The sequence below is a fragment of the Paenibacillus sp. JT31N11 genome, assembly GCF_056269285.1.
The window spans coordinates 47,489-63,478 of sequence record NZ_JBWDNQ010000005.1 but is presented as its reverse complement, the minus strand read 5'-3'; the positions used below and the strand labels follow the sequence as shown (position 1 = coordinate 63,478).

Here is a 15,990-nt window from a genome sequence, read left to right as displayed (position 1 = left end):
AACCATGCAATCCCTGTGTCACGATTCCCTTAAGGCAAATCTACGCGACATTCACCGGAGGGGAAACATCCGGTATTCAAGATTCATTCACTTTCCTTCAGGTTATGGGTTAACCATTTTGAAGATAGATTCATCCATCTTCAGATCTCTTCAATAATTCCCTATATTTCCCCGGGGTCACGCCCTCGACCTTCTTGAATACCTTGGTTAATACAATGTTATTGGCGTAGCCGATTCTGGTGGCTATCTCCTGCACCGTATATTCCTCTGCAAGCAATTTTTTGGCATGATAGATGCGAAGCCTCGTGATATAATCGGTGATATTTTCGCCGCTGTGTTTTTTGAAAAAGGCTGACACATAAACAGGATTGAGGTTGAGATGGTCCGAGATTGTCGTCAGACCCAGGTTGTTGTTGTCATAATGCTCATCAATGAAGCGAATCGTCTTTTGAAGCAGCAAATCGTTGTGATCAGTCCGCTCTTCCTTCATTAATAAACATACCTTCATATACATCGCTTTGACCCGTTTAAACATTTGTTCAGCAGTATCCGCCTCTGTCAGAAACTTCAAAGGGTCGCGGTCACCCGCCATAAACTGCTTATAGTCCATTCGAAGGGTTTCCATCAGTTTAAGCAGTGTGCTTTGCAGATCCAGAAAGAACCACCGCCCCATATCAGGAGACAATCGATTCTGGTTGAAATTGATCTGATACATGCTTTCAAGGAGCCTTTCCATATTGACCGCATCGCCATTCCTCGCATAATTCACAAGCTGCACTTCAAGATCCATAGGAAAACGGAATGATTCGCTCTCCGTGTGTCTGACTTCGTCATAATGAAGGATAGAGCGCGATCCTTGAATCATCTTATAGCTCAGAGCAATCATTGCCTCGTCGAAGCATTCTGTAATTTTATCCATCCCCTCGTGTTTGCCGCTGACGCCTACGGTAATCCAGGTCTTGAACCGGTTCGTCATGACATCCATCAATCGGGTAACAAAAGCATGAATGTCCATATCGGCATGCTCCGAACCATTTGCCACATTCATCAGAATAACAATCCGATTCTTTTCCAGTTCAAAAACATACCCGTTTCCCTCCAGCATTTCATTACTGACATTAATCAAAATAAAACGCAGCAGCACCCATTCCCGTTCCGTATCCTCCTTCATAAATCCCGTACTGTCATCGATGTCAATAAGGACAACAGTAAACCAGTCATGTACGAAATGGATATCGAGGAAACGCATATCCATCTCTGTAACCGCATTCCCATCAACCTGTCCACGCACAAGCCGGGAAAGGAAATCGGAGCGGATGATCGGCATCTGCTGGGAAAGCTTCTTTTGGAGCTCAATCTCCTTGCCGAACAAGGAACGCATCGTATCGCTTATCAGTTTCATCTCATTCTGTTCGCCTGTACCAGTCTCGTTTCCAATTCGGCCGGGGACAATCATACGAACCAATTCCCTGATTGGCGTATAATGCCGGCGGGTCAAATATACACATAAGACCGTACCCAGAATAAGACAGGCAAGAACCGTCACCAGACTCCATTTCTTCACATAGTTTACCTGCATCAGTACCACCTTCTTGGGGAAGACTGACAAGAATGTCCAGCCGTTCTCGGAAGAAGTCGTATAGGAGACGAACATTTCTTCGCCATTCAGCTCGCGCAGAAATTTGCCTGACTTGCCGGTGAGCTGCTGCTTGATATCCGTTACAAATCCGTTGTCCTTATCCGGTCCAACCAGGATTTCTTTTTCTTTGTTCAAGATATAAAGAGTGCCATCGTGAAGGCCTTCGACCTCGTAGAGCAAATCACGAAATTGCGACTCATTGATCAGGACAACAAGGCTGCCGCTGATTTGTTTGGTCTCCCCAAAAGGAAGCGACTGGACGTATGTAATCATGGACTCTTCTTCTTTGACACTGCTTACTGTCATTTTTGTGCGTATATAGGATTTGAAGTGATTGCCAAGCAGAATATTCTTTCGGTAATCGTCGTAGCTCATATCGTTATACCGGTAGATCTGGTTAAAGAAAATAGAGGAATCCGTCTTTAATGTGGGCGTCAAAATCGTATCTGAACGGCCAAAATAGAGGTATACATCATCAAAAAGCGTGTTGTCTGATTTATATCTCACTAATTCCTTCATAAAGTCGATAAATAAATACTGATCCCTGGGGGATGACAGCTCTGCTCCTTTTTGCATCAACAACTGCTGTTTGGGATGATAAGCGATTTGTCTCATCAAATAATCGATTTCCTGTGTTTTACCATTAGCCACATGCTTCGCCTGCTCCAACATGGCGGAATTGGAGCGATAGGCATTATTAATCATGATTTGTTCGATCTTGACATAAACAATGCTGCCAATCAGGACGGGAATCATAAAGACAAAAAGAAATGAGACAAGCAGTGTCACAAACACGCTTCTATCCCGTATAAACTTGCCGGATGATACTCTGGATTCATTCATTGAGGTTATCGTCCTTTCCAATACACGACAGATCATGAAAAATTATAACATAGGTCAAAAAAGTTCTAATTGTCCTTTCTAAAGGTTGGTTGTTCTCTTTCAATAAGCAGGCCTTATCGTACTAAAAAAGCAGTATTTCCAGGCCAATCAGTAGGCAATCGGCATACCCGGCATCTCAAATAGTCTCAAATCCGTAAACACGAAGCTGGTCTCTACATGCAAAAAAATCTCCCGAGCTTCCGCTCGAGAGATCTAAAATGGCTCATTTCTAATGATTTCAATGACTTGTTTTTTCGTATGCATACTACGATTTAAAGTACTTCTTCGGCCTACTCTTCACCAAGGAAGCCTTTCTTGAAAATACCCAGCAGATACTCAAGTGTTATCGGATCACTGTAGGAAGAAGCTTTAGTATCGATCTCAATGACATGATTGTTCTTGACAGCCGGGATACTCTTCCATACTTCTGAATCCATGAACGATTTTTCGCTATCCAGATCTCTGCTAAGAACGATATAATCGCCTGCATATTCCGGCAGAACCTCTTGAGAAAGCGTATAATAGCCGGGTCCGAGCGCATCTTTCTTGACACTGTCAGGCATATGTAACCCCATCGCTTGATACAGGATCTCTGTGCCGCGCGCCCACTTGTCCCCAAATACATAAAAGTTTTTCGTATCCGTCTCAAATACCGACACGGTGACGTTCTCGCCGACCTTGGCTTTGATTTCCTTGCCTGCCGCTTCCGCACGCTGCTTGAAATCGTCGACCCACGCTTGCGCTTCCTTTTCTTTGTTAAGCAGCTTTCCGATCTCCAGCTGCTGGGCCAAATAATCCAGCTTGCCCCATGTATAAGCAACGGTAGGCGCAATTTTACTCAGCTCTTCAATATTTTTCATTTCGGTGCCCACGATGATCAGATCCGGGTCCTGCGCCGCAATTTTCTCCAGATCCGCTTCCGATACAACCTCAACGCCCTCCAGCTTTTCCGTGAATAGAGGATTCGCGTTCGTCCATTGATCCACCCCGACCAGCGCTCCGCCGAGCGCGAGCACATTCGGCGCATTCGTCAAGGCTACAATCCGCTTCGGCTTCGCCGGAACCTCCACAGGACCCCGTTCGGATTGATGGGTTATCTTTCCAGACTCGTTGGAGTCAGCGGCCGGTGCTGGTGCGGCATTCTCTGAAGGTGCGCTCTCATTATTGCTTGCTTGACTGCCGCATGCGCTGGATATGACCAGCAACAGCAGGATCATCGGGATTAACAGCTTGTTTTTCATGTTCAATTCTCCTTGTGTTGGGCTACAGAAAATTTATAACGATAATGATTATCATTATCATATCCTTCTATACTATATATTCTCATCCAATGGTTGTCAAACGATTATTTTCAATCCTTTCATATGTCAATGTGCTCCATCATATGGGGCATATTGATAATGAGAATGACGGAAGTGATCCGCTTTCTATAACCGATTCCGGCGTGTGATTCCGCAAAGTTTATCCTCTAATAGAAAAGCCGAAATCCCCTTCGCGGAAGGATTCCGGCCTTTATATTTCATGGTAAAAAATTTTTTTTGGGCTATGAAGCAACCTTTTTTGCAGAAGGCACGTCTATGATGACACAACAAACAACACACTACTACACGAGGTGAATGAAATGAAGAAACCATTCAAGATAATTACGCTGTCCACCGCCGCTGCCCTGCTTCTCAGCTTTGCCGGACAAGAAATGGCTTCCGCCGCATCCTTCAAGGATATCAATAACGTTCAAGGCAAAGAAAAGATTATTGCCCTGCAGCAAAGCGGCCTGATCAAGGGAATCAGCGCCTACCTGTTTGCTCCTCACAATACTATCTCGGAGGTTGAAGGCGTTCAGATGATCGTCAATGCGCTGGGACTGAATCTGGATCTGGTTCGTTTCGTTAAAGAGCCCAAGGCTTCGGACTATTTCGCAAACGCCAACGATTCCGCCTGGTACTCGAAAGCGCTCATTATCGCTGCAGTCAACGGACTGGACCTTCCTGCCGATCTGAAGCCGAACCATAAGATGACTCGCGAAGAATTCACGTACCAACTCATACATGCGATTGAAGCCAGCGGCAAACTGCCTATGGTGAAGCCCGTTGTTGTGGATTTTAAAGACCAGAATCAAGTCAAATTGAATTATTCCGCTTCGATCCAGCGCGCCCTGAACTACGGTGTTGTGAAGCTGGATGCGCACGGAAAGCTTAACCCCAAGAAAGAAATTACCCGGGCCGAGGCAGCCATAGAGATTAGCAACGCGTTGGCTTACCTGAAGGCTCACCCGGCGCCGCCCGCCAATAGCGAGACGCTCACGGCGGGACAGGCCGTTCAATTGATCAAGGAAGCTGCCGGTCCTGATGCGGACCTGCAGATCAAGATCGATCCGAATGCCAGCATCACCCGCGAGTCATTCACGTACCTGCTGGTTCATACACTCCAAACAAGCGGCCAGCTGCCGATGCTGAATCTGAAACCGGTGGAGATCAAGGATGAGGCTCAGATGGAAATCTTGAATTCAGGCGCCATTCAAACGGCGATTGCCCTTGGCTTCGTTAAATTGGATCAGGCCGGCAACTTTAATCCGAAGGCCAACATTACCCGTACCGATGCCACCGGGATCGTCAACAAAGCCGTGGAATACTTGAAAGCTCACCCGGCGCCTGGCGCTGAGAACGAGACCCTCACGGCGGAACAGGCCGTTCAATTGATCAAAGAAGCCGCCGGTCCTGATGCGGACCTTCAGATCAAGATCGATCCAAATGCCAGCGTGACGCGCGAGTCGTTCACGTACCTGCTGGTTCATACGCTCCAAACAAGCGGCCAGCTGCCGATGCTGAATCTGAAGCCGGTGGAGATCAAGGATGAGGCTCAGATGGACATTTTGAATTCAGGCGCCATCCAAACGGCGATTGCCCTTGGCTTCGTTGAATTGGATCAGGCTGGCAACTTTAATCCGAAGGCCAACATTACCCGTACCGATGCCACCAGGATCGTCAACAAAGCCGTGGAATACTTGAAAGCTCACCCGGCACCTGGCGACGAGAGCACAACCCTCACGGCGGAACAGGCTGTTCAATTGATCAAGGAAGCCGCCGGTCCCGATGCGGACCTGCAGATCAAGATCGATCCGAATGCCAGCGTGACCCGCGAGTCGTTCACGTACCTGCTGGTTCATACGCTCCAAACAAGCGGCCAACTGCCGATGCTCAATCTGATGCCGGTGGAGATCAAGGATAACGACAAGATCGACATCCTGAACGAAGGCGCCATTCAGACGGCGATTGCCTTGAAGATCGTGGAACTGGACTCAGACGGCAAGTTTAACCCCAAGGACGGAATTACCCATGCAGATGCGAAAGCTATTGTCAACCACGTGCTTGAGGTCTTGAAACAGTACTCGAATCAGCAAAAATAAGGGTTACTCTTGAAGGGAGAGGACGCTAGTCGTCCTCTCTTTTTAATTATTTACAGCCCGAGTTTGGATGAAGCAGAGCCACGTCAAAGACGAAGAGTATTATTTTGGCATCATCCTGTGATCCCAAAAAACAAAAAACTCGCAGAAGCTCATTATCAGAGACATCCCTGCTTCATGTTGCCCATCCCAAGGCATGCGCGGCAAAGCCCCTTTCCAAGCCCGCTGCGGGATTTACTGAAGATGAGGTTTATATTGATCTATCCTTAACAAAAAATTTGACAGACCTAAAAACGGGGCAGCGTTCAAGATTCAAACTTTTCTGATCTGTTTTGACTAACATGTATAGTAGTTACTAGCAACTTTTGATACAATATCATCGATCTCTTGTTGGGAGGGAAGCGAGTTCTTGAAAACCTGTCCAATAATACTTAATTGTTTTTTACTAGGATACGGTAAATTCTTTAAATCAGTAACATTTACTTGGGTAAGTCCATTAAATTGCCTAAAATAAATATCAACAATTGTAGAATTTAAAAATATTACTAACCCCTTAGCAATATCTAAGGGTAATCCTTCACCAGAAGAATGAAAATAGTTCAAATGATTTTCAAATCCAACAAAAGCAGAATCGATTTTACTTGAGTCGTAAACAACCGCAATAATTCTCCTCTTCTCTTCTTTCGAGGAGACTCTTCTGATAAGTACATAATGACCCTTCGGAACTAGTAAATTTTTGGTTGCATCACTTAATTTAATATATGTTAACTTGCTTGTTGGACTCTTTGGCCACGTTACAAAACCACCATCAAAATGAAATGGATAAATAAGGGGTACAGAGTCTTTTTCCTGTTCACTCGTAAGTGAGTCCATAGCTCTAAAATCAACAACCTTACCTGTAGAAACATTTAAATCTAGTTCCTGTAATTTAAATTTAAAGCCACTATCTACCGTATTTTTTATTCTTCTGTCAGTTTTTCCGTTAAGAATTCTTATGAACTTTTCTTCGTCATCGGAACTAATAAATTGATTATATTCTAAATAGTCATATTTGATTATATCTGTGAGATTGCTTGAAGTGGATATCAAAACATTATTTGTAAGTCTGTTTTTCCTTGCATGATATATAACGTTTTCTTGCAATACGTTATCATCAAAAAAAGCATCATTACGGCTCTCAAACAAATGAAATTTTGTAAAACTCATATCAGAAAGAAAGTCCCTTCTGAAAGGCCTGAAGTATAATCCATTACAAAAACTTCTTGGTGTTATAGCCACTAATTGGCCTTCATTTATGGACAATAACATTATCGTTTAAACCCCACCTGAGTCAAGCATACTCAATAGTTATTCAAGAGAGTTTCACCCTACAACCTATCTCCTAGGAATCGCCTTTCCGAGCCTAGCAAACGATTAGTGCCAAAACCTGCCCTTACTTATGATAGGGTTCCCCCCGATTTATCTTCACCGCCCGATAAATCTGCTCCACCAGCACCAGCCGCATCAGCTGGTGCGGCAGGGTCATGCGCCCGAAGCTCAGCTTCTGCTGGGCGCGGCGCAGCACGGCGGGAGACAGGCCCGTGCTCCCGCCAATGACAAAAGCCACGTGGCTCCGCCCATACGTGGCTAATCGATCGAGCTGGCCCGCGAGATCCTCGCTGGACCATAGCTCGCCCTCCAGCGCAAGCGCAACGACATGCGCTTCCGGCTTAAGCTGCGCGAGCAGCCGCTCACCCTCGCGCTCGCGGACCATCGCTTCCTCCGCCGCGCTCATCGTCTCCGGCGCGCGCTCATCGGCCACTTCCGTGAGCACCAGCTTCACGTAAGGCCCGAGACGCTTCGCATACTCGGCGATGCCCATCGCCAGGTATTTCTCCTTCAGCTTACCCACCGCCGCAATCTGAATCAGCATCGGCTACACCACCAGATACTCGGCGGCCCGCTCGCACAGATCGCAGGTATCCGGCTTCGTCCACTCCGAGAACGTCGTGGTTTTCAAATCGACAATATCCGGTGCATCCTCATAATCGTCGACAAATTTATCAATCGCCAGTTCAACATGCTCCTTGCATACACAATACATTCGATGCTTGTCCCCCCATGATGGATTCTATCGTTATTTGTCCGTCCGCTTACATGCGAAAGGATCAGCCCACCCTGAGCATCCCTCACGCCGGGACGCCTGCACAGGAACTGATCCGCTTCACGCCTATCCTCTAGTTTTCCGTATTTTCACCCAGTTTAAACGCAGCCGTCTTCTTCTTGCCGTCCCGGTAATACGTGATCTCGATCTCGTCGCCGATGGTCTTCTTCCCGTACAAATATTTGCGCAGGTCCATCGTGCTCCCGATCGCCGTCTTATCCAGCTTCACGATTACATCATTGAATTTCAGGCCCGCCTGCTCAGCCGGTCCCACCGCCTGCAGCACGATAACGCCAGCCGTCACGTCCTTGGGCAGCTTCAGCTCATCAGCCGTGGCTGGCGCCTGCTCATCGGCAGCAGAATCCCCATCGCTCTCCGTGCTAGTGTCTGGATCCGCACTTGAATCCGGGTCTTCCCCGGTATCCCCTGAGCCGTCCGCATTCGGATCCCCCAAACCCAGCGCCTGCTGGGCAAAATACTGATCCAGATCCATCGTGTAGACGCCCAGATAAGGCCGGTCTATCTTGCCATTCTTAAGCAGGCTCTGCACGATCGGCATCGCGATATGCGAAGGAATCGCAAAGCCGACACCCTCCACGCCGAAATCCGCTACCTTCATGCTGTTGATCCCGACCACCTTGCCGTCGAGATTAATCAGCGGCCCGCCGCTGTTGCCCTGATTAATGGAGGCATCGATCTGAATAACCTCCTGCTCCCAATCGTACACGCCATCCTGGCTGAGCGAGACGGGAATGACCCGCTTGGTCTTGCTGACAATTCCGAGGGACAGCGAATCGCTGAGACCCAGCGGATTGCCGATCGCCATGACCCACTGACCGGCCTGCAGATCGTCCGATTCGCCAAACTCCGCCACCGTGTCGATTCCCTTGCCGTCAATTTCCAGCACCGCGAGATCGGTTATCTGATCCTTGCCGACAACTTTCGCGTCAAGCGTTCTCCCGTCGCTCATCACGGCTTTCAAGGCTTCCGCATCCGCCACCACATGATAGTTCGTAATGATATGAGCCTTGCCCTTCACCTTCTCGAAAATAAATCCCGAACCGAGGGCGGCCTGCGCCAACCCGCTGTCACTATCTTCTGTCCCCGAGGATGCATCGCCGCCGTCTTCGTTTCCGAAGGCAGGCAGCGACTGTTCATTAATAATACTCACGACCGCCGGGCGCACCTTCGCCGCGGCCTGGATCGTCTTATCCATCGGATCTGCCGCATTCAGGGAACTGACCGGAGCCGATGCGCCGCTTACCTTATTTCCGGACCGGTCGAATCCGGTAACCATACCGAACACCAGCACGACCGCAATCGCGCTGACCAGCGACGACGTTACGACAATACTGGTATTGGACCACTTCATGCTGCTTCTCCTGCGGGATGAGAAGGGCTTTTCTTCCTTTTTGGCCGAACGGGTGCGGCGGGATACGCGTGTGGAATAGAAATCGTCGTCGAACAAGCTCATCTATAATCGCTCCTCTCGATGCCTCGGACATCAAGATCATTTTTTTACAAATCTAGGAATGATATCGGAAGAATAGACTAGAATAGTAATAGGAACACAATAACGGTTAGGCTGATATTTACCAGCCTCTGTTATTGTATAGACTAACGGTTAGTGTGGTATAGGCCACACTCAGTTGGTGCACAGAAGACAGCAACGGTCCGTAAGATGCATCTGCACGCCTCTACTCCGTTATTACCCTGTATGTACATTTAAAATCTTTTATTTTTAAAGGAGCGAAAAAATGATATGACAGGCAAATCATCCGCCGCGCTGGATCATCTGAATCTGGCCGCCAAGCTCGCCGATCTCAAGAATGACCATTACCGTGTCCTGCTGACGCTCAGCGCCTTATCCGACATTCTGATCGAGAAAGGCCTGTTGACCAGAGAGGAGCTTGAGCAGAAAGCCGCAATGCTCGACGTTCAGCTTGAGTCGCTTATCGACGCTTCACTTCATCCCATGGCGTAGGCTTATTATGATAGGTTTCCCGCAGGGGATACTCGTCCTTGCGGAAGAAGAAACCATTGCTCTCTAATATGTTATTCACTGTGAGCTTGGCCAAATCCATTAAATTATGGTCAAGGCTCAAATGAGCCAAATAAACACGCTTCGTCCGGTCCGTCAGCAGCTGGCACAGGGCCTCGCCGGCCGCTTCATTCGACAGATGGCCGAGATCGCTCAGTATCCGCCTTTTGATATTCCAGGGATACCGCCCCATCCGCAGCATGTCCACATCGTGATTGGACTCCAGCACCAGCACATCGGAATCCTCCAGCACCAGCCGCACCTTATCGCTCACATAACCCAGATCCGTCGCCAGACCCAGCTTCTCGCCTTCATAATCGAAGGTGTAGCCGACCGGCTCCGCGGCGTCATGCGAGATCGCATACGAGGTTGTCTTCATCGACCCGAAGGTGACCGACTCTCCCGTCTCGATGACCACCCGCTTCTCGGCGGCGATCTGTCCCACATGGCGCTCCAGCGCCTCCCATGTCGCCTGATTGGCGTAGATCGGCAAATTGAATTTCCGCGCGAATGCGCCCAAGCCCTTAATATGATCGGAATGCTCATGCGTAACCAGAATCGCGTCCAGGTGATGCCCGGCAACACCGCGCTCGCGCATGAGCTCCTCCATCTTCTTCGTGCTCAGTCCCACATCGACCAGCACGGTCGCACTATCGCATTGCACAATGGTCGCGTTCCCCGTCGACCCGCTGGCAAGCACCGTAAATCGAAGTCCCATAGCTTCTCGAACCTGTCCTTTCCCCTGCTCCCCATCCTTCTCGACGACCCAACCGTACTCCAAGTTGCACCTGATACTTAATTCTAACATTTCTCATCTGATAGTTTCACAGAATTGTTTCCATGATCCAAGAAGAAACGGCTGTGCCGTCCTTTTAGCTGCGCAGTTCGTTTCCTTCCTTAGACCTTATAGAACTGTACAAGAGTAAACTTATGGATTCTATAAAAGGTTCAAAAAATCACGAGACCGTCTCCACCTCGCCGCTGACTGCGTCCACGTAATAATAGGAGCTGTTATCCTCCAGAAGCACACGCCAGGAAGGCGACCAGAACTGCGTCTCCGAGTCAAAAGGCTGACCGTGATAGCCAAGCTTGATCTCCCGGATTACCGCCCCGTTAGGCAGATGAAGCTCAATCAGGCTTCCCAGCGCCTTCGTTGCCGAGATCACAGTCTGCGCCGGCGCTTCCTCGCCTGTAACAAGCTCGATCGCATCCTGGCGGTACGCCGTAATCTTCTGGTTGCTGTAGAACAGCTCAAGCTTCACATCGAACATCGGCCGGTTATCGACCATCCGGTTAAAGACAAATTCAACATCCCGGTCGGAATCGAAGCCATATTGATCCAGATCCGGAATAACCGCGCCCAGATCGCTCTGCAGCTCCTTCTCGTTGAACACGATCTTGCTCTCGACCGGCTTCTCCAGCTCGTGACGCTCGCCGATGCCGAGCTTGTTCGTCACACGGAAGGTCAAATCCCGCAGCTTGGGGGTATCCGACGGAATATGCATGTTCGCGGCAAAAGATATATCCTTCTGCTGCATTATAGCCAGCGTATCAGGCGGCAGGGAATTGGCGCCGGCGTTCGCGCTTTGCCCTTCCCGGATGTTCAGCCAAAGCTGATAGCCGAGTATGACATTCAGCAGCAGGAACGCAAATATGAGCACACTCTTCGCCCTGCCCCAATCCATCGGTTGACCCCCTTTGCATGCTTATTTGGTCTTGCCATTCCCCGGTTCCAAGGCAGAGCCGTCAACCGGCGGCAGCGCCGCTCCGCCCGGCTCGCCGGGCTTCGGCTTCCTGGTCAATGAGGCGATCAGCACCTCCTGCGTACCGTCATCCAGTCGGACGGTCCATACAGGCTCAAGCTTCAGAACATTGTCATCCTCGGTTGTGGCAAGCACAGCCGGATAAAGTGCAGCAACCTCGCCCCGCCGGCTGTAGTGAGCCAGCTCGCTCTTCAAGGATTCACCGCCGGGAAGCCATCTGACCTCCTGGGATTCCGCCTTCTTATCCAGTGTAATGAGCGATCTCGCATACTCGGAGACGACTCCCTGCTGCAGCCTGAGCTTCATCTCCCCGAACATGAACGGATAATTCGGCACAATCGGATAGGCGCCATAGAACTGCGTGCTGTAATACTGCTGGTAGCTGACGCTCAGCGTATTCATCGACTCCGAATGGATCAGCCGGTGAAGGCCGTCCCAGCCGCCATGCTGATTGATGAATTTGATTGATTCATACACGTTCTCGCTCTCGCTGTCGCTCCCGCCCTGGCCGGCGACAGGATCGGTATAGCTGATCCATTTGCCGTTCTGCTCCACCTGCAGGCCGCGCTTGCCGTCCGTGAAGATCTGCGAACCGCTGCGGTCGACAATCGCCCGCGTTACGCCGGGATCGAAGAACAGATTACGCTGCATTTGCTCCGGTGAGTACGTCTGGTATTTGACCATCGCCTGCTGGGATTCAATCGGACCTGCCGGAATGTACAGATCATCCTCAACCGGTGTATAAGCGGTCTGAAACTCGCCGAATCCGACATACATCTGCACATCCTGCGCGGTCAGATCGGCCTTGACCGACTCATAGACAGTCGTCCCGTTCGCGCTGAAGAAATACGTCCGCACCTCTTCCCGTTCGCTGCTCTTGAAGATCCAGATCCGGTCAATCACATCATCCAGAAACTGCAGGTCGCCCTCGAGCTTCAATACCTTGCCAAGCAGCTCTACCGGAACGCCCGTGCCAAAGCGCAGCTCGACCCCCTGGTCATTGTTGCGCACCGCATCCCAATCGAGCACAGAAACGGTATTGCGCTGAAACCCTTTGAATTCGCGGCTTTGAATTTTGGTATAGATCAGATTGAAGAAATTCATCGCCGGATAAAGAACCGTATGTTTTCCTTTACCCATATGAAGCACAATATCCTCGGGAAAAATCAGATTTTCGAGCTTCCCTTCCTGCCCCATCGACTCCGTAGGCACATAATCCTGCGCTGACGATGTCGTAACGCCCAAGCCCGGCATGCTGTAAGCCAGCAAATAGCTTTGCAGCAGACTCATAATAACGAGCGCGGCAAGCAGCCCGGTCTTTGTTTTTTCCATCATGCCCGCTCACCTTCCTCTTGCGGAGCCGGCAGCATGACCGTAACCGTAGTCCCTTCATTCAGCTCGGAATCGAGCGAAATCGAGCCTCCATGCGCCTTTACAATTTCCCGGGCAATAGACAGCCCAAGACCAGTGCCGCCCATATTGCGGGAGCGTGCTTTATCAACCCGGTAGAAACGCTCGAAGATGCGGTTCAAATCCTTCTTGGGAATGCCGATCCCGGTATCCTTGACGCTGATTGCCACCATGGCCGGGTCCAGCCTGCGGGCGGAAATCACGATCCGTCCGCCATCCAGCGTATATTTAATCGCATTGGAAACCAGATTGTCGAGCACCTGATCGATCTGGTCGCGGTCGAGCCAGACGGAATCGATGCCTTCCTCGACATCTACCTCCGCACGAATCGACTTGTTCCGCAGCTGAAATGAAAACCTGTCCGCCACTTCCTCCAGCATCTCGGGAACCCCGGTCTGCTGCCTGCGGAGCGGCGCCTGATTGGAGTCCAGCCGGGATAGATGCAGCAGGTCGGTAACAAGCCGGATCATCCGCTCCGTCTCATTGCGGATAACCCCGACGAACCGCTGACCAAGCTCCCGCTCCTCCATGGCCCCGTCATCCAGCGCCTCGGTGTAGCTCTTGATCGTCGTCAGCGGCGTCCGCAGCTCATGCGATACATTGGCTACGAATTCCCGCCGCGACTGCTCCAGCCGCTCCTGCTCGGTGACATCCTGCAGCACCGCAATGGTGCCGGAGATGCCCTTGTCCCGCCGGTGAATCGGCGTGAACGTCACGCGCATAAGCTCGTCCTCGTCGCCGGCTGACTGGACGTGATGGTGGACTACAGCCACTTCCTCATTGCCGCTGAGCAGCTCGGAGAGCTTCTCCCCATCCAGTCCGAACAGCTCGTTCAGACGCAGGCCCTCGCACTCATCCTCGCGCAGCATTTCCCGTGCCCTGCGATTGGTGATCATGACGATGCCATGCTCATCAGCCGCAACGACGCCGTCGCTCATATTCGCCAGAATGGAGGAAATCTTGTCCTTCTCCTCTTCATTGGCCGAGAGCGCATCGCGCAGCCGCATCGTCATATCGTTGAACACGGCGGATAGCCGTCCGATTTCATCGTCCCCAAGCACCGGAACCTGCTGGTCGAAGCGGCCCTCGGCGACCGCCGCCGCCTGACGGGTCAGCCCCTTGATCGGATTCGTGATCGTATGCGCCAGCAGCACGCCCAGCACGCCGGTTAGCCCCAGCGCAAAGATCATGCCCGACATGAAGATCCGGTTAATGCGGTCGACCGTCTGGTACAGATCCTTCATCGAGGCCACCAGATAGACGGCTCCGACAATTTTCTCCCCGTTCATAACCGGCTTGGCGATAATTTTCTTGCGGACCCGGTCTTCATCAATGACATCTTCTTCATTGTCGCGGATCCCCTGCAGGGCGCGGCTGACTGTAAGCGAAGTATTCTTCTTTCCTATATACGACTGGTGGGCCTGAAGAGAGGTGGCCAGCACCTTCCCCGTGGCATCCAATACCTGGATTTCCGCTTCATTGATGCTGAACAAGCTGCGCACGAGCATATTCAGATCTTCTTCAGTCGTCTGTTGACCGCTTGTTTCTGCCGTATTGCCGGGCTGGCCGGATAACGTCTGGGCCGCAAACTCCGAGAGCAGGTTAGCCTGTTCATTCATGTTCTTCGCAAACGTACTTGTCAGCGATGTCTTCATCGTGCTGATGAAGTAAACGCCGATCAGCTGCATCGCAATAAGAATCAGCAGCACATAAATGATAATCAGCTTCACCTGGATGCTGCGGAAGAAACGAATTCCGTTCATCCGTACCCGAATCCTCCGGACTTCGGATTACGCATCAGATAGCCAAGGCCCCGGCGTGTCAGAATATATTCCGGACGACTCGGATCGTCCTCTATTTTCTCCCGCAGCCTCCGGATCGTGACATCGACTGTCCGTACATCGCCGAAGTATTCAAACCCCCATACCGCCTGCAGCAGATGCTCCCTTGTCATCACTTTCCCGCTGTTGCGGGCTAAATAATACACAAGCTCATATTCGCGATGCGTCAGATCCAGCGGCTCGTTATCCTTGTACACCACATACATATCCGTATCGATGAACAAGTTGAAAATTCCGAGCCCCTGCTTCTCGTCTTCCGCGCTCCCGCCGGAGGTATTACCGGATATGGTAACGTCCGCCTTCTGCCGCCGCAAATGCGCCTTCACGCGGGCAAGCAGCTCCCTTGTGCTGAACGGCTTCGTCACGTAATCATCCGCACCCAGCTCAAGACCCAGCACCTTGTCGAGCTCCGTATCCTTGGCGGTCAGCATAATGATTGGCGTCTGGAGCCTGCTCCGCACCTCGCGGCAGACATCCATGCCATCCTTCACCGGAAGCATCAGATCCAGCAAAATCAAATCCGGCTGCTCTTCAAAAGCCAGCCTGACTGCTTCCCCGCCGTCAAAAGCGCAAATGACCTGGTAGCCTTCCTTCTCCAGGTTGAACTTCAGAATATCCGCAATCGGCTGTTCGTCGTCTACGACCAGAATTTTACCGTGCATCGTCACACCGCCCCATCACTTGTGGCTAGTTTTTATTTATCGTAATATCAGGGTTGCCCTGTTTCATTATTGTAAACTCCCTTCTATTCTATCATAGGAGCGACCCTGTTCCCAAATGAAACTTCCCTCATGCCTCCTGTCCATATACAGGCAGAAAAACCGACAAAAAAAGCACCCTTGCGGCGTTTAAGCCGAGGGTGCCGATAAAT

The 15,990-nt window shown here is 50.6% G+C and carries 13 protein-coding genes; 2 read left to right on the top strand and 11 right to left on the bottom strand.

What is annotated here, in order from left to right; genetic code table 11:
• Window positions 1-130 precede the first annotated feature (130 nt).
• Window positions 131-2,482 carry a helix-turn-helix domain-containing protein gene (locus AC0YNV_RS18885; protein WP_475769411.1) on the bottom strand — a complete coding sequence of 784 codons (2,352 nt, stop codon included), beginning with the start codon at window positions 2,480-2,482 and terminating at the stop codon, window positions 131-133.
• A 329-nt stretch (window positions 2,483-2,811) separates the two neighbouring features.
• Window positions 2,812-3,762, bottom strand: coding sequence for an iron-hydroxamate ABC transporter substrate-binding protein (locus AC0YNV_RS18880; RefSeq protein WP_475769410.1), 951 nt, complete (start codon window positions 3,760-3,762; stop codon window positions 2,812-2,814).
• Between the two features lie 380 nt (window positions 3,763-4,142).
• Here AC0YNV_RS18880 and AC0YNV_RS18875 point away from each other — a divergent pair, with 380 nt between their 5' ends.
• Complete coding sequence (locus AC0YNV_RS18875) at window positions 4,143-5,924, top strand: S-layer homology domain-containing protein (protein ID WP_475769409.1); 1,782 nt, start codon at window positions 4,143-4,145, stop codon at window positions 5,922-5,924.
• A 333-nt stretch (window positions 5,925-6,257) separates the two neighbouring features.
• Here AC0YNV_RS18875 and AC0YNV_RS18870 read toward each other — a convergent pair whose 3' ends face one another.
• From AC0YNV_RS18870 to AC0YNV_RS18855, 4 genes are all read right to left on the bottom strand, one after another.
• A complete protein-coding gene (locus AC0YNV_RS18870; RefSeq protein WP_475769408.1) occupies window positions 6,258-7,229 on the bottom strand; it encodes a hypothetical protein in 972 nt (323 codons plus the stop codon).
• 124 nt (window positions 7,230-7,353) lie between these two features.
• Window positions 7,354-7,833, bottom strand: coding sequence for a 23S rRNA (pseudouridine(1915)-N(3))-methyltransferase RlmH (gene rlmH / locus AC0YNV_RS18865; protein WP_210046637.1), 480 nt, complete (start codon window positions 7,831-7,833; stop codon window positions 7,354-7,356).
• 3 nt (window positions 7,834-7,836) lie between these two features.
• Entirely contained in the window at window positions 7,837-8,004 is a 168-nt protein-coding gene (locus tag AC0YNV_RS18860; RefSeq protein WP_210046636.1) for a CxxH/CxxC protein, read from the bottom strand.
• Window positions 8,005-8,137: 133 nt separating this feature from the next.
• Window positions 8,138-9,538, bottom strand: coding sequence for a S1C family serine protease (locus AC0YNV_RS18855; RefSeq protein WP_475769407.1), 1,401 nt, complete (start codon window positions 9,536-9,538; stop codon window positions 8,138-8,140).
• A 288-nt stretch (window positions 9,539-9,826) separates the two neighbouring features.
• Between AC0YNV_RS18855 and AC0YNV_RS18850 the strand changes: the two genes are divergently transcribed.
• Entirely contained in the window at window positions 9,827-10,048 is a 222-nt protein-coding gene (locus AC0YNV_RS18850; RefSeq protein WP_475769406.1) for a hypothetical protein, read from the top strand.
• On the opposite strand, the gene AC0YNV_RS18845 is transcribed toward AC0YNV_RS18850, so the two are convergent.
• From AC0YNV_RS18845 to yycF, 5 genes are all read right to left on the bottom strand, one after another.
• Window positions 10,017-10,823, bottom strand: coding sequence for an MBL fold metallo-hydrolase (locus AC0YNV_RS18845; protein ID WP_210046641.1), 807 nt, complete (start codon window positions 10,821-10,823; stop codon window positions 10,017-10,019). The two genes, AC0YNV_RS18850 and AC0YNV_RS18845, sit on opposite strands and share 32 nt — an antisense overlap.
• 238 nt (window positions 10,824-11,061) lie before the next feature.
• Window positions 11,062-11,790, bottom strand: coding sequence for a two-component system regulatory protein YycI (yycI, locus tag AC0YNV_RS18840; protein WP_210046633.1), 729 nt, complete (start codon window positions 11,788-11,790; stop codon window positions 11,062-11,064).
• A gap of 21 nt (window positions 11,791-11,811) precedes the next feature.
• Window positions 11,812-13,203 carry a YycH family regulatory protein gene (locus tag AC0YNV_RS18835; RefSeq protein WP_475769405.1) on the bottom strand — a complete coding sequence of 464 codons (1,392 nt, stop codon included), beginning with the start codon at window positions 13,201-13,203 and terminating at the stop codon, window positions 11,812-11,814.
• The gene (gene walK, locus AC0YNV_RS18830; RefSeq protein WP_210046631.1) at window positions 13,200-15,041 is read right to left on the bottom strand and encodes a cell wall metabolism sensor histidine kinase WalK; all 1,842 of its coding nucleotides are present in this window, start codon (window positions 15,039-15,041) and stop codon (window positions 13,200-13,202) included. The genes AC0YNV_RS18835 and walK overlap by 4 nt, the downstream gene beginning before the upstream one ends.
• A complete protein-coding gene (yycF, locus tag AC0YNV_RS18825) occupies window positions 15,038-15,781 on the bottom strand; it encodes a response regulator YycF (protein WP_475769404.1) in 744 nt (247 codons plus the stop codon). Before yycF ends, walK begins: the two co-directional genes overlap by 4 nt.
• Between the last annotated feature and the right edge of the window lie 209 nt (window positions 15,782-15,990).